Origin of the sequence: Neorhizobium sp. LjRoot104, from assembly GCF_964253725.1 — a bacterium.
Classification (GTDB): domain Bacteria; phylum Pseudomonadota; class Alphaproteobacteria; order Rhizobiales; family Rhizobiaceae; genus Neorhizobium.
In genome coordinates this window covers 1,610,071-1,629,130 of the sequence record NZ_CAXURS020000001.1, presented here as the reverse complement: position 1 = coordinate 1,629,130, position 19,060 = coordinate 1,610,071, and the positions used below count along the sequence as shown (strand labels likewise).

At 62.3% G+C, this 19,060-nt stretch carries 20 protein-coding genes and 1 tRNA gene; 10 read left to right on the top strand and 11 right to left on the bottom strand.

Annotation, left to right across the window (positions count from 1 at the left end; genetic code table 11):
- Positions 1-18: 18 nt before the first annotated feature.
- From ACSQ8R_RS08285 to pcsA, 4 genes are all read right to left on the bottom strand, one after another.
- Positions 19-945, bottom strand: a complete 927-nt coding sequence (locus tag ACSQ8R_RS08285; protein WP_436252901.1) for an ABC transporter permease — start codon at positions 943-945, stop codon at positions 19-21.
- Positions 945-2,036, bottom strand: a complete 1,092-nt coding sequence (locus ACSQ8R_RS08280; RefSeq protein ID WP_436252900.1) for an ABC transporter permease — start codon at positions 2,034-2,036, stop codon at positions 945-947. The genes ACSQ8R_RS08285 and ACSQ8R_RS08280 overlap by 1 nt, the downstream gene beginning before the upstream one ends.
- The gene (locus ACSQ8R_RS08275; RefSeq protein ID WP_436252899.1) at positions 2,026-3,600 is read right to left on the bottom strand and encodes an ABC transporter ATP-binding protein; all 1,575 of its coding nucleotides are present in this window, start codon (positions 3,598-3,600) and stop codon (positions 2,026-2,028) included. Before ACSQ8R_RS08275 ends, ACSQ8R_RS08280 begins: the two co-directional genes overlap by 11 nt.
- 167 nt (positions 3,601-3,767) lie before the next feature.
- On the bottom strand, positions 3,768-4,496 hold the full coding sequence (pcsA, locus tag ACSQ8R_RS08270) for a phosphatidylcholine synthase (RefSeq protein ID WP_436252898.1): 729 nt from the start codon (positions 4,494-4,496) through the stop codon (positions 3,768-3,770).
- 188 nt (positions 4,497-4,684) lie between these two features.
- On the opposite strand from pcsA, the gene ACSQ8R_RS08265 reads away from it, so the two are divergent.
- Complete coding sequence (locus tag ACSQ8R_RS08265; protein WP_436252897.1) at positions 4,685-5,887, top strand: UbiH/UbiF family hydroxylase; 1,203 nt, start codon at positions 4,685-4,687, stop codon at positions 5,885-5,887.
- Here the strand turns inward: ACSQ8R_RS08265 and ACSQ8R_RS08260 are convergent.
- Together ACSQ8R_RS08260 and ACSQ8R_RS08255 are read right to left on the bottom strand one after the other, a co-directional pair.
- Positions 5,864-6,826, bottom strand: a complete 963-nt coding sequence (locus tag ACSQ8R_RS08260) for an AEC family transporter (RefSeq protein WP_436252896.1) — start codon at positions 6,824-6,826, stop codon at positions 5,864-5,866. The genes ACSQ8R_RS08265 and ACSQ8R_RS08260 overlap by 24 nt on opposite strands.
- A gap of 46 nt (positions 6,827-6,872) precedes the next feature.
- The gene (locus ACSQ8R_RS08255; RefSeq protein ID WP_436252895.1) at positions 6,873-7,631 is read right to left on the bottom strand and encodes a cytochrome c biogenesis CcdA family protein; all 759 of its coding nucleotides are present in this window, start codon (positions 7,629-7,631) and stop codon (positions 6,873-6,875) included.
- A 206-nt stretch (positions 7,632-7,837) separates the two neighbouring features.
- On the opposite strand from ACSQ8R_RS08255, the gene ACSQ8R_RS08250 reads away from it, so the two are divergent.
- The 5 genes from ACSQ8R_RS08250 to ACSQ8R_RS08230 all read left to right on the top strand — a co-directional run bounded on the left by ACSQ8R_RS08250 (position 7,838) and on the right by ACSQ8R_RS08230 (position 11,967).
- Positions 7,838-7,913, top strand: a tRNA-Lys gene (locus tag ACSQ8R_RS08250).
- A gap of 927 nt (positions 7,914-8,840) precedes the next feature.
- Complete coding sequence (locus ACSQ8R_RS08245; protein WP_436252894.1) at positions 8,841-10,382, top strand: DegQ family serine endoprotease; 1,542 nt, start codon at positions 8,841-8,843, stop codon at positions 10,380-10,382.
- Positions 10,383-10,863: 481 nt separating this feature from the next.
- Positions 10,864-10,989 (top strand): hypothetical protein, encoded by a 126-nt coding sequence (locus tag ACSQ8R_RS08240; protein ID WP_436252893.1) that lies wholly within the window; start codon positions 10,864-10,866, stop codon positions 10,987-10,989.
- 126 nt (positions 10,990-11,115) lie between these two features.
- Positions 11,116-11,694 (top strand): NADPH-dependent FMN reductase, encoded by a 579-nt coding sequence (locus ACSQ8R_RS08235; RefSeq protein ID WP_436252892.1) that lies wholly within the window; start codon positions 11,116-11,118, stop codon positions 11,692-11,694.
- Positions 11,695-11,787: 93 nt separating this feature from the next.
- Positions 11,788-11,967, top strand: coding sequence for a hypothetical protein (locus ACSQ8R_RS08230; protein WP_436252891.1), 180 nt, complete (start codon positions 11,788-11,790; stop codon positions 11,965-11,967).
- 69 nt (positions 11,968-12,036) lie between these two features.
- Here the strand turns inward: ACSQ8R_RS08230 and ACSQ8R_RS08225 are convergent, their stop codons facing one another.
- Both ACSQ8R_RS08225 and ACSQ8R_RS08220 read right to left on the bottom strand, forming a co-directional pair.
- A complete protein-coding gene (locus ACSQ8R_RS08225; RefSeq protein ID WP_436252890.1) occupies positions 12,037-12,297 on the bottom strand; it encodes a DUF2171 domain-containing protein in 261 nt (86 codons plus the stop codon).
- A gap of 103 nt (positions 12,298-12,400) precedes the next feature.
- Positions 12,401-12,742 (bottom strand): hypothetical protein, encoded by a 342-nt coding sequence (locus ACSQ8R_RS08220; protein ID WP_436252889.1) that lies wholly within the window; start codon positions 12,740-12,742, stop codon positions 12,401-12,403.
- 248 nt (positions 12,743-12,990) lie between these two features.
- Between ACSQ8R_RS08220 and ACSQ8R_RS08215 the strand changes: the two genes are divergently transcribed.
- The 4 genes from ACSQ8R_RS08215 (at position 12,991) to ACSQ8R_RS08200 (ending at position 16,949) form a co-directional block, all read left to right on the top strand.
- Positions 12,991-14,277 (top strand): efflux RND transporter periplasmic adaptor subunit, encoded by a 1,287-nt coding sequence (locus ACSQ8R_RS08215; protein WP_436252888.1) that lies wholly within the window; start codon positions 12,991-12,993, stop codon positions 14,275-14,277.
- Positions 14,278-14,288: 11 nt separating this feature from the next.
- On the top strand, positions 14,289-15,005 hold the full coding sequence (locus ACSQ8R_RS08210; protein ID WP_436252887.1) for an ABC transporter ATP-binding protein: 717 nt from the start codon (positions 14,289-14,291) through the stop codon (positions 15,003-15,005).
- The gene (locus ACSQ8R_RS08205) at positions 14,995-16,200 is read left to right on the top strand and encodes an ABC transporter permease (protein WP_436255414.1); all 1,206 of its coding nucleotides are present in this window, start codon (positions 14,995-14,997) and stop codon (positions 16,198-16,200) included. Before ACSQ8R_RS08210 ends, ACSQ8R_RS08205 begins: the two co-directional genes overlap by 11 nt.
- A gap of 125 nt (positions 16,201-16,325) precedes the next feature.
- A complete protein-coding gene (locus ACSQ8R_RS08200) occupies positions 16,326-16,949 on the top strand; it encodes a GntR family transcriptional regulator (RefSeq protein ID WP_436252886.1) in 624 nt (207 codons plus the stop codon).
- 6 nt (positions 16,950-16,955) lie between these two features.
- Here ACSQ8R_RS08200 and sufA read toward each other — a convergent pair whose 3' ends face one another.
- From sufA to ACSQ8R_RS08185, 3 genes are all read right to left on the bottom strand, one after another.
- A complete protein-coding gene (sufA, locus tag ACSQ8R_RS08195) occupies positions 16,956-17,345 on the bottom strand; it encodes a Fe-S cluster assembly scaffold SufA (protein WP_436252885.1) in 390 nt (129 codons plus the stop codon).
- 77 nt (positions 17,346-17,422) lie between these two features.
- A complete protein-coding gene (locus ACSQ8R_RS08190) occupies positions 17,423-17,803 on the bottom strand; it encodes an SUF system Fe-S cluster assembly protein (protein WP_436252884.1) in 381 nt (126 codons plus the stop codon).
- 11 nt (positions 17,804-17,814) lie between these two features.
- Complete coding sequence (locus tag ACSQ8R_RS08185) at positions 17,815-19,056, bottom strand: cysteine desulfurase (protein ID WP_436252883.1); 1,242 nt, start codon at positions 19,054-19,056, stop codon at positions 17,815-17,817.
- Between the last annotated feature and the right edge of the window lie 4 nt (positions 19,057-19,060).

Genomic DNA, 19,060 nt, shown 5'->3' with positions numbered 1-19,060 from the left:
TTGTTTTTGGTTCCGCGGTCACCGGTCCGGGACAAAGGGTTTCCCGAGCGCGGCCGGCGTATTGATGAGCGTCGTGCGACGATTATGCGAAATGATGATCAGCACCACAATAGTCGCCGCATAAGGAAGTGCGGACAGGAACTGCGACGGGATAACGATGCCGAGGCTCTGCGCCACGATCTGCGCGTGCAGCTGGCCGATCCCGACGGCGCCGAAGAGGTACCCGCCGGCCAGAACCCGCCATGGCCGCCAGGAGGCGAAAACGACGAGCGCGAGCGCGATCCAGCCGCGGCCGGCCGACATGTTCTCCACCCATTGCGGCGTGTAGACGAGCGAAAGCTGAGCGCCGGCAAGTCCGGCACAGGCGCCGCCGAACATGACTGCCAGATAACGGGTGCGGATGACGTTGATGCCGAGCGCATGGGCGGAGGCATGGCTGTCGCCGATCGCCCGCAGTTTCAGTCCGGTCCGGCTCCTGAACAGGAACCAGCTGATGCCGACGACAAGCGCGATCGATACGTAGAAGATCAGGTCCTGGCGAAAGAGGACGCGACCGAAAAACGGGATGTCCGAAAGCAACGGAAAAACGATCGGCTGCAGCTTGATGCCCGGCTGGCCGACGAAGGCCTCGCCGATCTGGCCGGAGAGCCCGAGACCGAGGATGGTGAGCGCAAGGCCGGTCGCGACCTGGTTGGCCACCAGCGTCAGCGTCAGGAAACCGAAGAGCAGCGAGAAGATCCCGCCCCCCAGAATGCCGGCGAGGATGCCGATATAAGGGGAGCCCGTCAGTTGCGCGGCCACGAAGGCGCAGGCGGCACCCATGATCATCATGCCCTCGACGCCAAGGTTCAGCACGCCGGAGCGCTCGGTCACCAGTTCGCCGAGCGCTGCGAGAACCAGCGGCGTCGATGCGGTGATGACGGTGAGAAGGATGGCCTCGAACATCAGCCCCTTGCCTCCGCCGGTTTCGTGCCTGCGAAGATCAGCCGGATCCTGTAGTGGATCAGCGTATCGCAGGAGAGCACGAAAAAGAGCAGCAGCCCCTGGAAGACGCGGCTGACCTTGTCTGAAATGCCGATCGACAGCTGCGCCGCCTCGCCGCCGAGATAGGTCAGCGCCAGCACGAGGCCCGAGGCGATGATACCGAGCGGGTTGAGCCGCCCGAGGAACGCAACGATGATCGCGGTGAAGCCATAACCGGGCGATATGACCGGCTGGAGGTGGCCGATCGAGCCGGAAACCTCGGAAATCCCGGCAAGCCCGGCAAGCGCGCCCGACAGCAGCATCGAGAACCACACCATGCGGCGGGCTGAGAAGCCCGCGAAACGCCCTGCCCGCTCCGACTGGCCGAGCACCGAGACCTCGAAGCCCTTCAGCATGAAGCGCATCATGAACCACAGCGCCACGGCTGCCACGATCGCAAAGATGAATGCCCAGTGGGCACGGCCGGACGAAGACAGAATTTCCGGCACGACGGCTTCGATCTGAAACGTCTTGGTGATCGGGAAATTATTGCCCTGCGGATCGCGCCAGGGACCGCGCACCAACCAGTCGAGATAGAGTTGGGCAATATAGACCAGCATCAGGCTGGTCAGGATCTCGTTGGTGTTGAAACGGGTCTTCAGGAGCGCCGGGATGCCGGCGTAAAGCGCGCCGCCCGCCATGCCGAGGATCAGCATCAGCGGCAGGATGATCGGCGAATGCCAGGTGGGATACAAAACCGGCAGGATCGAGCCGGTGATCGCGCCGATGGTGAACTGGCCTTCGGCGCCGATATTCCAGTTGTTCGACCGGTAGCAGACCGACAGGCCGACCGCGATCAGGATCAGGGGTGCGGCCTTGATCGCCAGTTCGTGCAGCGACCAGACTTCCAGCAGCGGCTCGACGAAGAAACTGTAAAGCGCGCTCACCGGGTTCTTGCCAAGCAGCCAGAACATGACGGCGCCGAAGGCGAGCGTCAGCGCGAGCGCCAGCAGCGGCGACAGGACCGAGAACAGCGTCGAGACGCGGGCGCGCTTCTGGAGTTCAATGCGCATGCGCCGCCTCCGGAACAGAGTGGCTTTCATGGACGCCGCCCATCAGCAGACCGATGCGTTCCAGCGTCAGCGTGCCGGCCGGATAGGCCTCGGAGAGACGGCCTTCCGAGATCACGGCGATATTCGTCGCCACCTCGAAAATCTCGTCGAGGTCTTGGCTGATCACCACGACCGCCGAGCCCGACCTGGCAAGATCGATCAGCGCCTGGCGGATGCGGCTTGCGGCACCGGCATCGACGCCCCAGGTCGGCTGGTTGACAACGAGCACGGAGGGCTGCCGGTCGAGCTCGCGCCCGACGATGAATTTCTGGAGATTGCCGCCCGAGAGCGAGCCTGCCTGCGGATTCTCGCCGCTCTTGCGGACATCCATCGCCTCGCAAATGCGGCGGGTGGCGGAGCGGATCGCATCGAAGCGGATGACGGAAAAGGCGCCGCCGGACAGGAAGGCCTTCTTGTCCGACTGGCTGCGGGCGAGCAGGAGATTGTCCGAAAGCGCCATGGCGGAAACGGCGGCATGTCCATGACGCTCTTCCGGCACGAACCCGGCGCCAAGCAGGCGGCGGCCGTTGATGCCGGTGCGGCCGACCGCCTTGCCCCGGATGCGGATCGCCTCGTCTTCGGCGACCGGATATTCGCCCGAGAGCGCATCGAAGAGTTCACCCTGGCCATTGCCGGCCACGCCGGCAATGGCCAGCACCTCTCCGGCACGGACCTTCATGGTGATGTTCTTGAGCGATACGGCAAAGGGCGTGCGCGCCGGAACCGAAAGATTGCTGACCTCGACGCCGATATCGCCGAGTGCCGCCGCATTGTCCCGATGGACTTCGGCGACGTCGGAGCCGACCATCATGCGGGCGAGCGAGGCCGGCGTTTCCTGTCCGGGGTCGCAGGCGCCGGTGACCTTGCCATGGCGCAGGACCGTGGCCCGATCGCAGATGCGGCGCACTTCCTCGAGCCTGTGGCTGATATAGAGAACCGACCGGCCCTCGGCCTTCAGCTTGAACAGCGTCTCGAACAGCCGGTCGGCCTCCTGCGGGGTCAGGACCGAAGTCGGCTCGTCGAGGATGATCAGCTTGGGGTTCTGAAGCAGCGCCCGGACGATCTCGATGCGCTGGCGCTCGCCGACGGACAGGTCCGCCACATGCGCCTGGGGATCGAGCGGCAGGCCGTATGCCTTGGAAAGCGACGCCGCCTCGTCCGATATCCTGGCAAGCGAAATCTTCGGGTCGAGCGACAACGCAATGTTCTCCGCGACCGTCAGTGCCTCGAAGAGCGAGAAATGCTGGAAGACCATGCCGATGCCGAGGTGGCGGGCCTCGCCCGGCGAGGCGATCGTCGCAGGCGAACCCTGCCAGAGGATCTGGCCGGCGCTTGGCTGCAGTACGCCGAAGAGCATTTTTACCAGCGTCGACTTGCCAGCGCCGTTTTCACCGAGCAATGCATGAATTTCACCGGGGGCAATATCCAAATCGATCGCGTTGCAAGCCGCGAAGCTGCCGAAAAGCTTGGTCAAACCTCGAACCGACAGAAGCGGAACGGTCGCCGGACCCTCGGATAACGTCACTGAACCCCCTCGTTCACTGCGGGCCTACCTTCTTCGAGGTTTTTCAGGGCGACGCAGCGTATTGACCTTTGACGACATCCGGCGATCACTCCGGACATTCGACTGATATTGATACCGTTTTTGTTGCTTCGCACAACATTAAAAAAGGGGGTTTCCTGAACGCCCAACTATTTTCCAAGACTGGGGAAAAGCTGCAGAACACCGCCAATGCAATAGAGGTAGATGCCGCTCAATACGACACCGTAGACGACCCAGTCGGGTGTCTCGAAATGCAGGAGCAGCGAGTAGCCGCCGAGCGCGCACCAGATGAGGCAGATGGCCAGATTGAGCGGTCGGAGCCGCTTGACGCGGACGGGATGCAGGAAATTGATCGGCAGGAAGGTCAAGACGACCGATACGGAGACCAGCACCAGAGCCGCCGTCGCGCTCGCATCGATGACGAACAACGTGAACACGACCATGTTCCAGACCACCGGAAAGCCGGAGAAAAAGTATTCGTCCGTCTTCATGCCCATGTCGGCATAATAAACCGCGCTCGATACGACGATCGCGCCCGCGGCCACGAAGGACCAGGGCTCGCCGATCATACCGCTCTGGTAAAGCGCAAACGCCGGCAACAGCACGTAGGTCACGTAGTCGATGATGTTGTCGAGCGTATCCCCGGACCAGTTGGGCAGAACCTCCTTGACCCGCACCTTGCGGGCAATCGGCCCGTCGATGCCATCGACGAGGAGCGCCAGCCCCAGCCACCAGAACATGTCGACGAAGCGATGCTCGGCTGCCGCGACGACCCCGAGAAAAGCAAGGAACGAACCGGATGCCGTCAGGAGATGAACCGAGAAAGCACGAATTTCAGCATACGGAACTTTTCTGTAATTGAAGATTCGTCTGATCACGCGTCAGTCCCGCCTTTCCTACATCCGGCGAGGTATGCGGCCAATCACCGCGCATTGCAACCGGCTTGGCCCCGCCGCAAGGCATAAAGCATTGCTTTTTCTATGCTGCGCTGCCGTGCCCCATGGATATGCCCGCCGCGAAGCTCTAGATAATCGAGAGTACATTTTGAAAGAGCGGGACGACGGACATGCAGCATTTCGAGATCGCCGTGGTGGGCGGGGGACTGGCCGGATCGGTTGCCGCACTGGCGTTCGCGCGCGCCGGCCGCAAGGTGGCGATGATTGCACCTTCCTTCGAAAAAACCGACGAGCGCACCACTGCGCTGATGGACCAATCCATTCGCTTTCTCGAACGACTTGGCGTCTGGGAAGGCATAGCGCCTTTCGCCGCGCCGCTTTCGGTCATGCAGATCGTCGATGGCACCAAACGGTTGCTGCGCGCGCCAACGGCGCAGTTCCGGGCGCAGGATGTCGGCCTCTACGCCTTCGGCTACAACATACCGAACCGGGCACTGTCGGAAACGCTGGATGCGGCGGTAGCAGCGGAACCCAACGTTACCAACGTCGCTCAAACCGTGGAAACCTTCGATTTTTCGGCCGAAAGAGTGATGCTGACATTGGCGGACGGCACGATTGCCAGCGCCGATTTCGTCGTCGGTGCGGACGGACGTCAGTCGAAGGCTCGGGAAACGGCCGGCATCGGCGTGCGCCGCTGGTCCTATCCGCAGTCGGCGGTGGTCTTGAACTTCGCCCACACCCTGCCGCACGGCAATGTCTCGACCGAAGTCCATACGGAAAGCGGACCGTTCACCCAGGTTCCCCTGCCCGGCCTGCGCTCCAGCCTTGTCTGGGTGGTGAAGCCGGAGGAAGCCCACCGTCTCGTCGAGCTTCCAACCGAGGACTTGTCGCGGCTGGTCGAAGACCGCATGCAGTCTATGCTCGGCAAGGTGAAGGTCGAAGGCAAGGCACAGGCATGGCCGCTTTCCAGCCTGATGGCGGAGCGGTTCGGCAAGGGCCGGCTGGCGCTGATCGGCGAGGCCGCACATGCCTTCCCGCCGATCGGCGCGCAAGGCCTCAACCTTTCACTCCGCGACATCATCGCGCTTTCGGAACTGCTCGCCGCAACCGGCGACCGTCCGGTCCCGGCGGATGCAGGCGACCGCTTCAACCGGCAGCGCGGCCCGGACATCGTCAGCCGCACAGTCGGCGTCGATCTCCTCAACCGCTCGCTGCTGTCGGATTTCCTGCCCGTCCAGATGCTGCGTGCCGCCGGCCTGCACATCCTCACCAGCGCCCCGCCGCTTCGCAACCTGCTGATGCGGGAAGGGATCGAGCCTGGCCGCGGCCTGCGCGCCGTCGTCGATGCCTTACGGAAAGAGATCCGGCGGTAACGCGCCGGAATTGATGAGGTAAAGCAGCGCCGGCAGGGTTGCCACCGATGCGACCGTGATGATCAGGATGCTCGCCGACGCCCTCTCCTGCCAGACGCCGTATTGCTGACTGATGACGAAAACGTTGGTCGCCGTCGGCAGCGCCGACAGCAAAGTCGCAGAATAAATCCAGACGGGATCGAAATTGCCGATCAGCGACAGGACGGCGTATGTGGTCATCGGCAGCACGATCAGCTTCGAGACCGCGATATAGCTGATCTCCACCGGCACGCGCTTGATCGGCCGCAGCGCCAGCGTCACCCCCATGGCAAACAGCGCGCAAGGGGCCGCAGCCTGGGCGAGGTAGTCGATGAGCCGCTGGAATGCCGCAGGCGGCTGCACGGCAAATGCCGCAAAGCAAAATCCGAGCGCCGTCGAGATGATGAAGGGATGCAGCACGACTTTCCGGACGATATCGGCCGCGACCTGGGTGGCTGGGCGCTTGTCGCCCCCGGCCACCGCCATCATCGCAGGCGCGACAATGAAATGCGCGGCGTTCTCGAAGCAGACGATCAGCGCCACCGGCACCGCCGCCGCCTCGCCGAAAGCGAGCAACGCCAGGCCCGGCCCCATATAGCCGATGTTGCCGTAGGAGCCGGCAAACGACTGGATGGTGCAATCGGCAAACGAATTGCGGCGGAAAAAGAAGCCGATCAGGAATAGCGCGAAGAAGACCAGATAGGTCGCGCCGATCTCGCCGAAGATGAAGTCGGCCCGGGTCAACTGCTCGACCGGGGTACGGGACACAAGTTTGAAGAAGAGCGCCGGCAGGGCCGCGTAGATGATGAAAGTATTCATCCAGCCGAGCGCCTCGGCCGGCTGCCTGGTTACCCTCGCGGCCAGATAACCGATGAAGATCAGCCCAAAGAAGGGCAACAGCAATGCAATGATATCGGCCATCGGTTCCCTGCCCGAATGACCGGGCCGTATTGGAAGACGCTTTCCGTTAGCCGATTTGCATCAGGATTGGAAAGGTCTGCTGGAACCAGATCGCGGCCGAAGTGACGAAACCGAAGATGAAAGCGAGCCCGGTCAGAATCAGGAAGACGCCCATGACCTTCTCGACCATGCCGAGATGGCGGCGGAAGCGGGTCAGGAACCGCATGAAGGCGCCCGAAAAGCCGGCGGCGATCCAGAACGGCACGGCAAGGCCGAGCGAATAGATGGCGAGCAGCGCCGCCCCCTCACCGACCGTATCGCGGGATGCGGCAACGCCGAGGATGGCGCCGAGCACCGGGCCGATACAGGGTGTCCAGCCGAAAGCGAAGGCAAGCCCCATGACATAGGCGCCCGAGAGCGTCGCCGGCTGGCCGCCGCCCTGGAAGCGCGCCTCACGGGCGAGAAGGCCTATCCGGAAGACACCCAGAAAATTCAGGCCCATGACGATGATGATCAGGCCGCCGAGCTTCGACAGGAGATCGAGATGCTGACGCAGGAGCACGCCGATCGTCGAGGCGCCGGCCCCGAGCGCCACGAAGACGGTGGCGAACCCGAGGGTGAAGAACAACGCCGACTTGAGCACCGCCCGCCGTGTTCCGCCTCCCGAATCGATGACCGCTGCCCCTCCGCCACCGCGGAACTGCTCCACCGAGATGCCCGCCATATAGCAGAGGTAAGGCGGCACCAGCGGCAGCACGCAAGGAGAGAGAAACGACAATGCACCGGCAAGAAGCGCGCTCAGCAGGGAAATTTCGGCAATCGACACGTGTGGCTCCGGATGGCGGGCCTTTCCGGGAGCCCGCGTCTTACGCTTGAGGTAATGGCCGGACGCGGCGAATGCCAATCACCTTTTCGCATAGCCGCAGAAAAGCGGCAGATAGCCGCATTTTTGCTGTTTTTGCGGGTTGACCGCAAAGGGGCACCTGCCTATGTTCCGCGCACTTTCAAGGACGCGCTTACCCGCGGCCGCGGGAGAGCGTAGCTCAGTCGGTAGAGCAACTGACTTTTAATCAGTAGGTCCAGGGTTCGAATCCCTGCGCTCTCACCATTCTGCAATTAAATCATACACTTAAACTGACACCAATGCGATCGCGGTGGGTTGATGCGCATAGGCCGAGGCTCCGGGTGCTGTGTCGTTCGCAGTGTCGGGCAGGCTTGCTGCGCCCGCTTCGTCACAATGTGGGTGGACGAAATCCCGCCCGTCTGTCAAAAGCCGATCCGGACGCGACTGCCGTTAGCTTTAGAACGGGGTCGGGCGACCGATTGACGTCACGTCGCTGCCACGAGATCACGTCGGCCGTCCATTCTAGATCCGGCATGCGAAACCGCATCGCCAAAAGCCTCCCGTATCCATTACAATTTGCTCATCTTCGGGGCGGACGCCATTCATTACAGCCAAGTCACGTTTGCGGCGGCAAAATGCGGACGGGTGAAAATCCGGAGCGTGGTCTCAAGCCATTGAGATATCTATTCTTCGCGAGATGGTGGACATCCGGGGAAGCCAGGATTTGGCCGAAAATTCGGCAGATGAGGCTCCCCAAACCTTATTTATAATTAAGCTGACCTTCGCCGCTTCGGGGCGTATTGCTGTCTTCAAGACTGAATGATGCCGACGGTCGGAAATGCCGCGACGGCAGAGCCAGTTTCAGAACCGTTCGCGGAAGGTGGAGCTCAGATATGCGCTCGATAGCCCCAATGAAACAGCAATCCCCGGTGCCGCCGGCACCCTGCCCGGTCATGCACCTCACCGGACCGCCCGGCAATCGACTTCGATAGTCAGGCGTTCGAAGCCGCTTCACCCCGCCTCCCGGTGAACCGGTTCCTGAAGCAGCAGTTTCCCCAAACGCCGGCTTTTCAGCCTCGTCAATCTCTAGAACCCCATCGATCGGCCGTGCTCCCTCGCGCGGCCCGGATCCTCTTCGCCCAATGCGCCGCCTCCCGGCGTCGGGGCTGCAGATTTGAAAGGAAGACCTCCATGTCCAATATCCTTCGCAGACATCGGATCGCGGCACTCATCGGCGCCGCCATCATCGCGGTTCCGCTCGCCGTACCGGTCGTTCTCGGCACCAATGCCGCGCATGCCGCAACCATGGCAACGGCTGCTACCGGTTCCGTTCCGGGGATCGTCGCTCCGGGTGGTTCGTTCGCGCCGATCGTTTCGGCCGACAAGCCGGCCGTCGTCACCATCACCACCACGATGAAGGCTCAGAACGTCGCCTCGGACGACAGCTCGCCCCTCGACGACAATTCGCCGTTCGACGAGCAGTTCCGGCAGTTCTTCGGCCAACAGGGCATTCCCATACCGCGCCATATGCCGCAGCAGCGCCAGGCCCCCAGAACCGAAGCCCTCGGGTCCGGCTTTGTCGTCACGGCCGACGGTTACATCGTCACCAACAACCACGTGATCGACAACGCGATCGATATCAAGGTGACCCTCGACGACGGGACGGAAGTCCCCGCCAAGCTCGTCGGGGCCGATCCGAAATCCGATCTCGCCGTCATCAAGATCAACGCGCCGAAGCCCTTGGCGACCATCGCCTGGGGCGATTCGGACAAGCTCAATGCCGGCGACCAGATTCTCGCGATCGGCAATCCGTTCGGCATCGGCACGACCGTCACCGCCGGCATCGTTTCGGCCCGTGGTCGCGATCTCCACAGCGGTCCCTATGACGATTTCATCCAGATCGACGCGCCGATCAATCACGGCAATTCGGGCGGCCCGCTGGTCGATCTCGAAGGCAAGGTCGTCGGTATCAACACGGCGATCTATTCCCCGAACGGCGGCAGCGTCGGTGTCGGCTTCGCCATCCCGTCCGACCAGGCTCAAAAGGTCGTCGCCAAGCTGATGAAGGACGGTTCGATCGAACACGGCTTCATCGGAGTACAGATTCAGCCGGTGACGGCGGATGTGGCAGGCGCCATCGGCCTCGACAAGCCGGAAGGCGCGCTGGTTGCCAATGTCAACGACGACACGCCGGCTGCCAAGGCCGGCATCCAGACCGGCGACGTCATCACCGCGCTCGGCGGACAGGCGATCAAATCTCCACGCGATCTGTCGCGCATGGTCGCCGATCTAACGCCCGGCGCCAAGGAAGGCCTCACCGTCTGGCGTCAGGGTCAAAGCCGGAATCTCAGCATTACGGTCGGAGGCAACGAGCCCGACCAGCAGCAGGCTTCCGCCGGCAATGACGACAAGTCCGCGCAGGATGCCCAGCGCGTTCCGACGATCGGTATCGGCCTAGCGGACATTTCGCCGGATATCCGCCAGGCCCTCAACCTGCCGCGCCGGGAAAACGGCGTGGTGATCGAGAGCGTCGCTCCCGACAAGCCGGCTGCCGACGCCGGCCTGCAGCCAGGGGATATCATCGTCTCGATCAACCAGCAGTCCGTGAAGTCTGCCCGGCAAGCCAAGGCGGCGGTCGCGGAAGCCGGCAGATCCGGGCGCAAATCGGTCCTGCTCCTGATCCAGCGTGGCGAAAGCCAGACCTTCGTCGCGGTCCCCTTCTCGATCGGCTGAACCTCACCTCGCCTTATCTTCTCGGCGCCGCCCGGTCACGTGAACCGGGCGGCGAGCGTTTTGCTCCGCCCGTGTTCCGCGAGCCCTCCAGCGCGGCAACGAGTTCCGCGAATCTCGCCCTTGCCCGAGCAAGCACCAATGAATGGGCGATCGGTTTGTCCACCACGTCCTCCAGGGCCCGCACCACCCGGCGGGCCGCTCTCTTCAATTCGCGGGAGGCAGATTCGCTGCCCAGGATCTCTGCGGCGAGGACATACATCCGCCGATAGCTCCTGGCTTCGGCGGCGGTCCTTGTCCACGCCCTATGGAATTCAATCATGCGGGCTTAGATGGGAGCCGCCCATCGAAAGTCAGGCGCGCGATAACGGTAGAGTCAATCTCGCCTTAACCAAAACTTAAGCGCGAATTACCGTCTTCTGATGAAATCGCCATCGGAACCTTCATCGACACAAGGCGTTTGCCCGGCCGAAGGAGCGTCTCTATGCGCATTATATTCGTAGTCATGATCGTTTCGGTGCTCAGCATCCTGGCATTCAAATATGCCGACCAGTCGCTTGGCGGTGGCGAAATACTGGCCTCTCCCATGGAGCTCTCAGCTCAGAACTGACAGCGTGAGACAGCGTCAGGCGGATGATGTTTTTCGCGTGCCCCCCGGATCGGCTTGACCGCCCCGGTCTCACCGCAATATTCCTGCGGTCCCGCCCAATCCATTTTCCAAACACGAGAGGTTTCCATGGCCAAGCCAAAGATTGCGATCATCATCAGCAGCACACGCGACGTGCGGTTCGGCGACAAGCCGGCACAGTGGATCTATGATACGGCATCCAAGCGCGACGACATGGAATTTGAGATCGTCGACCTACGCGATTTCCCCCTGCCGTTCTTCAATGAAAAGGCTTCAAACGCCTGGGTCCCCACCGAAAACGAAGTCGGCCAGCGCTGGCAAAAGAAGGTCGCCGAATTCGACGGCTATATCTTCGTGATCGCCGAGTACAACCGCTCGATCACGGCAGCGCTCAAGAACGCGCTCGACTATTCCTACCCGGAATGGAACCGCAAGCCGGCGGCAGCCGTCGGTTACGGCAGCGTCGGCGGCGCCCGTGCGGTCGAACACTTCCGCACGATCGCGGTCGAACTGCAGATGGTTCCGACCCGCCCGGGCGTTCACATCCAGGGCGCCGACTTCTTCGCAGTCTGGCAGCAGGGCAAGGCGCTCTCGGAACTCACCCATCTGGAACCCGGCGTGAAGACGATGCTGGACGACCTTTCCTGGTGGGCCACCGCCCTCAAGACGGCCCGGGAAAAAGCCTGATTGGCCGTCGCGCCAAGTTGATCTCAAGGCTCCGGTGCCGGCCGGAACTTTCCGGTTTTCCGGGTGTTGTCAGGCTATAGAGGAGCTGTTGCCATGAGCGCCCAAAATGTCCTGATTGCCTTGGGATCCGCCATTGCGGGCGGCCTTGTCGTCGCCCTTCTGATGCATCCGGCCGGACCGACCGCCACGACGAAATCGGATCGCCTCGGCGGCCCTCCGGCGGAAACCGCCTTCCTGCCGGAACGGTTCGGCGTCCCTGGTTCTACCCAGTGATCGCCCGGAATCTGAATACGAAAGGCCGGCGTCTGTTTCCAGGCGCCGGCCTTTTTTCATTCTATCCGATCAGTGAACGGCCTTGCCGCCCTGTTCCTCTTCGAATGTCACCGCGACATCGCCGTCTGCCGACAGGCGAACTCTGTCACCTTCGATATCGGCGACCAGTTCCAGCGGAATGAAGTGGTGGTGGCCTTGATGGCGGCCCTCTCCGCTGTCCCTTTTGGTCAGCTTGATGCGGCTGCCTTCGACGCGGTCGACCGTTCCAACATGGACGCCATCCGCGCCGATGACTTCTGCGTGTTCCTTGATTCTTGCAGCATCGATCATGGAAAATCTCCTTTTCTGCGTTTTCGACAACGCGCGAGTGAAGATATCGATGCATGCCCTTCGAAAATGTGAGGGCTATTCTCCCCTCGGAGAACTGCCGGAACTATTGATGCAGGGTATAGGAGCCCATTTTGCAGAAGTCCTGCGTATCTTCCATGTCTTCAAGCTTGGAATCCTCCGAGAATTCGAAGCGCATGTCGTATTTGCAGGAACGGCGGCCATCGCGGATGGTGATCTTGATGCTCTGGCCCGGCTCCAGGACGTCATCGCCGAAAACGTCTTCCTCCCAGTCATCCACGCCTTCCGGCGAGGTATAAAAGCGCTCCAGTGTACCCTTGGTTTTATTGATCAGGGTGAACACAAGATCGTCTGCGGCGTGAGCGACACCCGCGGACATCACAACAACTGCGCAAACGCCAGCCAACACCGAGAATTTCTTAATCATAACACTACACCCCTGCCCGTCATTGGGTGCGTTATTACTACCACTCGGCTCTTAAGGCATGGTGAAACGGCGGGTATTCTGACATGCCGCAGGTTACCGATATTTAAGTTTTACCGCTTCCGGTTTCATGCCATTGAGAGAGAAGACGAATTCCGTCTGGCGACCACGCTTGCGACGGATTGCGCCGCATGACGGCGCGGCGGGAGGCTTGGCCCCGGCTGTATCGCTACCCAGCAAAGGACGAACCGTTGAACGTGCAGAACACATCCGACCCGGCAACAAAGACCAGCGGCACGCCCGATCTCGCCGCGATCCTGGCCGCTTCGGGAAACCAGCGCAAGAAGCGCCGCTGGGTCTGGCCGACGGTCCTTATCGTTCTCGTAGCTGCGGCGGCAGGCGCCTACAGCTATTTCGGCAGCAGCGGCCCGCGCTACGACTACACCACCCAGCCGGCGAAGAACGGGGGCCTCTCGGTGATCGTCACGGCGACCGGGTCGGTCCAGCCGACGGATCAGGTGGATATATCGAGCGAACTGTCCGGCACCGTCCGCAAGGTCAATGTCAGCTATAACAGCGCGGTCAAACAGGGCGATGTGCTCGCCGAACTCGACACCAACAAGCAGGAAGCGGATGTTCAGAGCGCCCGCGCTCAACTTGCTTCGGCGAAGGCCAATGTATTGAAGGCCGACGCAGAGGCTGCCTCGGCCAAGAATTCGCTCGACCGCCTGACCGGCCTCGTCAGCAACCGCATTTCGACCCAACAGGAACTGGACGCGGCGAAATTCACCTACGATTCGGCACTTGCCACCAAAGCCGTCAACGAGGCCTCCGTTCTTTCCGCCGAAGCCAATCTGCGGCTGTCGGAACTCAATCTTCTGAAGCTCAAGATCGTGTCGCCGATCGACGGCATCGTGCTGACCCGTGACGTGGACCCCGGCGCGACCGTCGCCTCCTCGCTGAATGCGCCGGTGCTCTTCACTATTGCCGGCGACCTGAAGCGCATGGAACTGCAGGTCGCCGTCGACGAGGCGGATGTCGGCCATGTTCAGGAAGGCCAGACGGCGAAATTCTCGGTCGATGCCTATCCCGATCGCAATTTTCCGGCCACCATCCAGGCGGTCCGCTTTGCATCGGAAACCGTCTCCAACGTCGTCACCTACAAGGCGATCCTGACGGTCGACAACGCCGATCTGCTGCTGCGTCCGGGCATGACGGCAACAGCGGACATCACCGTGCAATCGGTCACCGATGCGCTCCTCGTGCCGAATGCGGCGCTGCGCTATTCGCCGCCGACAACGGCGCGCAGCCGCGGCAATTTCCTGACCCGGCTTTTCGCGCCGCCGCGCCCGCGCGGCAATCGCGGTGGCGACAATGCCTCGAGTGCTGGCCGTGCCGTCTGGGTCCTGCGCGCCGGGGTGCCGACACGGGTTCAGGTCGAGACCGGCCCGACTGACGGGCAGTTCACGGTGCTGAAATCCGGAGAGGTCAGACAAGGCGATCTGCTGATCACGGACGCCGTAGCCCGGGCGAACTGAGGAGGGTTTTGATGACGCTCCCTCCCATCATCGCCTTCAGGCAGGTCTCGAAATTCTACGGGCACGGCGAAGCGACGATCCGTGCTCTCGACCATATCGACCTGTCGATCACGGCGGGCGAATTCGTATCGATCATGGGTCCGTCCGGCTCGGGAAAATCCACGGCGATGAACATCATCGGCGGGCTCGACGTCCCTTCGTCCGGCGAATATCTGTTCCAGGGCATTCCGACGAGCGGCTTCGACCGCGCACAGCTGACGCTGCTGCGACGTCACATGCTCGGATTCGTGTTCCAGGGCTTCAACCTTCTCGCCCGCACATCCGCCGTCGAAAATGTCGAACTCCCCCTCGTCTATCGCGGCATGGATCACCGAGAGCGGCGCAGCCGGGCAATGACCGCGCTGGAACAGGTGGGCCTCAAGGGCCGCGAAGGGCATACGACCCAGGAGCTTTCCGGAGGCCAGCAGCAGCGCGTGGCGATCGCACGCGCCATCGTCACCGATCCCGCCGTGCTGCTCGCCGACGAGCCGACCGGCAATCTCGACACAAGGACCAGCGCCGAGATCATGGAGCTGATCACTCGGCTCAATCGTGACAACGGCATTACCATCATCATGGTCACCCATGAGGAGGATATCGCAGCCTATGGCAAGCGGCTCCTGCGGTTCGTCGACGGCCATCTCGCCTCCGATCAGGCCCAAGTGAAGGAACATGCCCTTGTTCTTTGAGACGGCGAAGCTGGCCTGGCGTGCAATCAGCCGCAACATGCTGCGGTCCTTCCTCACCGTTCTCGGCGTGGTGATCGGCGTTGCGGCCGTGATCGCCATGGTGACTGTCGGCAATGGCACGACGGCGAAGGTGCAGGCAGAGCTATCCCGCCTCGGCACCAACACGCTTTTCGTCCGTCCGGGCCAATGGGGACCGGGACGCGCCAGCAGTGAAGCCAAGCGCTTCAACGACAAGGATGTCCTGGCGATCCAGGAACAGGTGACCGGACTTCGCGCCGTCGCCCCGCTGAACCGCGGCACGGCAACCGTGATTGCGGGCGGCGCCAACCATTCCTCGAGCGTGATCGGCACCACCAACGATTATCTGACCGCCCAGGACTGGGACCTCGCGCTCGGCCGGCAGTTCCTCGCCAACGAGGACCGCGGCAGCCAGGCCGCCTGCATCATCGGGGAGACGGTTCGCAAGGAACTGTTTGGCTCGGTCAACCCGGTCGGGCAGAGTATCCGCGTCAGCAATGTCGCCTGCCCGGTCGTCGGCGTGCTTGCCGTCAAGGGCCAGTCCGGCATGGGCGACGACCAGGACGACACAGTCATCATGCCCCTGAAACTGCACCAGCGGCGGATCGGCGGCACGACGACGATCAGCAGCATCATCCTGTCGGCGCAGGACGGCGTGGCAACCGCAAAAGTCCAGTCGGACGTCGAAAGCCTGTTGCGCGAACGGCGCAGGATCGCGATCGGACGCGAGGACGATTTCTCGGTCAACGACATGTCGCAGATCGCCGCGGCGATGACCGGCACCACCGTGCTTCTGACCGGCCTCCTCGGCGCCGTCGCGGCCGTCAGCCTGCTGGTCGGCGGCATCGGCATCATGAACATCATGCTGGTGTCGGTCACCGAGCGCACCCGCGAGATCGGCATTCGCCTGGCGATCGGTGCCCTTGAGCGGCAGGTGCTGACCCAGTTCCTCGTCGAAGCGGTGATGCTGTCAATCTTCGGCGGCGTCAGCGGCATTGTCGCCGGCCTTGCGCTTGCCTATGGCGTCGTGAGCTTTCTCGGCGTGCCCTTCGTCGCAAGCCCGACGATCATCCTGCTCGCGTTTGCCTTCTCGGCAATGATCGGCATGGTGTTCGGCTACTTTCCGGCCCGCCGCGCGGCACAGCTCAATCCGATCGAAGCGCTCCGCCACGAATGATCGGGCATCGCCTGGCGTTTCCGCAGCGGCGCCATCAATTGCATATCTTTCTCTGATATATCACTCGCGCTTGCCATTCCGAATGCGACATGCCACACCGTGATATATCAGCAAAGGTGAGGCGCATGGCATCCGAGGCGGAATCGCTCAGCAGGCAGGCTTATCGCCGGCTCGAAAACCTGATCGTCACGATGAAGCTGCAGCCCGGTGCGCTGGTCACGGAAAGGGAGCTCATCGGCCTGGCGGGCCAGGGCCGAACGCCGGTGCGCGAAGCAATTCAGAAGCTCGAATGGCAGGGATTGATTCGGGTGCGGCCACGCGTTGGGCTGCAGGTCAGCGAGATCATCGAGAGCGACCACGACAGCATCATGCAGGTCAGGCGCCAGCTCGAACCGGTCGTCGCGGCGCTGGTCGCCGAACGTGCGAGCGAGGAACAGCGCTCTGCCCTGCTCGACTGCGCCAAGGCGATGGGCGCCGCTGCGGCGACCGGAGACATCCCCGGGTTTCTGGAGGCCGACAAGCGTTTCGACGAGATCCTCGAGGACGCCTGCCCCAACCGGTTCCTGACGTCGGCACTGGCGCCGCTCCAGACCCATTCCAGACGGCGTTGGTTCTCGACCGCTTCAGTCGAACGAATGGATCAGGCCGTCACGCTGCATGTCGCCGTCATCCGTGCCATCAGGTCGGGCGACGCGGAGGCTGCGCGAAGAGTGATGGAAACGCTCCTCGCCTATCTTACCGATTCATGAGGGAGATCAGACGCGGGCTTCGGCTTCGCGCTGTTTAGCAAGCGCTGCGAGATCCGCAGGCTTCAGCTCGACCGACTCGCCGCAGCCGCAGGCGGACGTCTGGTTGGGATTGACGAAGGTGAAGCCGGAACGCATCTGCGTGACTTCGAAATCCATCTGGGTGCCGAGGAGATAGAGAACGGCGGAAGGCTCGATCCAGACGTTCGCGCCGTCATGCTCGATCATGTCGTCCTTGGCATTGGGCTCGGTGACGAGATCGACCGTATATTCCATGCCGGCACAGCCGCCCTTCTTGATCCCGACACGCAGGCCCTTGGCCTCCGCTCCGGAATTGGCGACGAGTTGCTTGACGCGGGTGGCGGCGGCATCGGTCATCGTCATCACTGCAAAGCCCATGGGCTCATTCTCCTTCCGCACGCGGATTCAAGGTCCGGTGTTTCACGATTCAAATGTAGTACCGACCGATTAACCGATCAATACCAGCCGACAGCCACCTGGGCTTCTTCGGACATGCGCTCCGGCGTCCACGGCGGATCGAAAGTCATCTCGACTTCGACGCCGGACACGCCCTCGACGGCGCCGACGGCGTTTTCCACCCAGCCCGGCATTTCGCCGGCGACCGGGCAGCCGGGTGCTGTCAGCGTCATCATGATCTTCACCATGCGGTCGTCCTCGATGTCGATCTTGTAGATCAAGCCGAGTTCGAAGATGTCGGCAGGAATTTCCGGATCATAGACCGTTTTCAGCGCGCCGATGACGTCGTCGCTCAATCGCGCTAGCTCTTCGGCCGGAATAGCAGATTGGATCAGTCCTTCGCGGGCATCCCACTTCAATTCCGTTTCATCCGCGGCCATGGCAGTAGTCCTCAAGCAAAGAAATTTCGGGCATAGTCGAGCGCGTCGGCCAGCGCATCCACTTCGGCACGGGTATTGTACATGCCGAACGATGCCCTGCATGTGGAGGTGACGCCGAAGCGCTTCAAGAGCGGCATGGCGCAATGGGTACCAGCGCGAACCGCCACGCCTTTGCGGTCGATCACCATCGAGACATCATGCGCATGGATGCCCGCGAGCTCGAAGGAGAAGATGCCGCCCTTGCCGGGCGCATTGCCGATGATGCGCAGCGAATTGATCGCGCGCAGGCGTTCCGCGGCGTAAGCGGCCAGATCCGCCTCGTGGCGGGCGATCGCGGCGCGGCCGACCTTGTCCATGTAGTCGAGCGCGTAACCAAGCCCGATCGCCTGGACGATCGGCGGCGTGCCCGCTTCGAAACGATGCGGCGGATCGTTATAGGTGACGATATCCTCGGTGACATCGACGATCATCTCGCCGCCGCCCTGGAACGGACGCATCTGCCTCAGCCGATCCGACTTGCCGTAAAGCACGCCGATGCCCGATGGGCCGTAGAGCTTGTGGCCGGTCATCACGTACCAGTCGCAATCGATGTCGCGGACATCGACCGGCATGTGAACGGCGCCCTGGCTGCCGTCGATCAGCACCGGGATGCCGCGCTCATGGGCGATGCGGCAGACTTCCTTGACGGGTACCACGGTGCCGAGCGCGTTCGACATATGGGTGATGGCGACCAGCTTGGTCCTCTCCGTGAGAGACTTCTCGAAGTCCTCGATATGGAAGGCGCCGTCGTCATCGACCGGCACCCAGACCAGCTTGGCGCCCTGCCGCTCGCGGATGAAATGCCAGGGCACGATGTTGGAATGGTGCTCCATGATGGTGACGACGATCTCGTCGTCGGCACCGATATTCGGCATGCCCCAGCCATAGGCGACCGTGTTGATCGCCTCGGTCGAGTTCTTGGTGAAGACAATCTCGTCCACCGAACCGGCATTCAGGAACAGGCGCACCTTTTCGCGCGCCGCTTCATAGGCGTCGGTCGCCGCATTCGAGAGGTAATGCAGGCCGCGATGGACGTTGGCATACTCATTCGAATAGGCGTGACTGATCGCGTCGATCACCACCTGCGGTTTCTGGGCCGAGGCGCCGTTGTCGAGATAGACCAGCGGTTTGCCGTGCACCATCGTCGACAGGATCGGAAAATCCCGGCGGATTGCCTCCACATCGTAGGTCGTCGAAGGCGCACTCTGGTCCATGTCA

Coding starts and splice junctions, on each gene's coding strand:
- ACSQ8R_RS08285 (WP_436252901.1), bottom strand. CDS start 945: ATGTTCGAGGCCATCCTTCTCACCGTCATCACCGCATCGACGCCGCTG.
- ACSQ8R_RS08280 (WP_436252900.1), bottom strand. CDS start 2,036: ATGCGCATTGAACTCCAGAAGCGCGCCCGCGTCTCGACGCTGTTCTCG.
- ACSQ8R_RS08265 (WP_436252897.1), top strand. CDS start 4,685: ATGCAGCATTTCGAGATCGCCGTGGTGGGCGGGGGACTGGCCGGATCG.
- ACSQ8R_RS08260 (WP_436252896.1), bottom strand. CDS start 6,826: ATGGCCGATATCATTGCATTGCTGTTGCCCTTCTTTGGGCTGATCTTC.
- ACSQ8R_RS08245 (WP_436252894.1), top strand. CDS start 8,841: ATGTCCAATATCCTTCGCAGACATCGGATCGCGGCACTCATCGGCGCC.
- ACSQ8R_RS08240 (WP_436252893.1), top strand. CDS start 10,864: ATGCGCATTATATTCGTAGTCATGATCGTTTCGGTGCTCAGCATCCTG.
- ACSQ8R_RS08235 (WP_436252892.1), top strand. CDS start 11,116: ATGGCCAAGCCAAAGATTGCGATCATCATCAGCAGCACACGCGACGTG.
- ACSQ8R_RS08230 (WP_436252891.1), top strand. CDS start 11,788: ATGAGCGCCCAAAATGTCCTGATTGCCTTGGGATCCGCCATTGCGGGC.
- ACSQ8R_RS08225 (WP_436252890.1), bottom strand. CDS start 12,297: ATGATCGATGCTGCAAGAATCAAGGAACACGCAGAAGTCATCGGCGCG.
- ACSQ8R_RS08220 (WP_436252889.1), bottom strand. CDS start 12,742: ATGATTAAGAAATTCTCGGTGTTGGCTGGCGTTTGCGCAGTTGTTGTG.
- ACSQ8R_RS08210 (WP_436252887.1), top strand. CDS start 14,289: ATGACGCTCCCTCCCATCATCGCCTTCAGGCAGGTCTCGAAATTCTAC.
- ACSQ8R_RS08200 (WP_436252886.1), top strand. CDS start 16,326: ATGGCATCCGAGGCGGAATCGCTCAGCAGGCAGGCTTATCGCCGGCTC.
- sufA (WP_436252885.1), bottom strand. CDS start 17,345: ATGGGCTTTGCAGTGATGACGATGACCGATGCCGCCGCCACCCGCGTC.
- ACSQ8R_RS08190 (WP_436252884.1), bottom strand. CDS start 17,803: ATGGCCGCGGATGAAACGGAATTGAAGTGGGATGCCCGCGAAGGACTG.
- ACSQ8R_RS08185 (WP_436252883.1), bottom strand. CDS start 19,056: ATGGACCAGAGTGCGCCTTCGACGACCTACGATGTGGAGGCAATCCGC.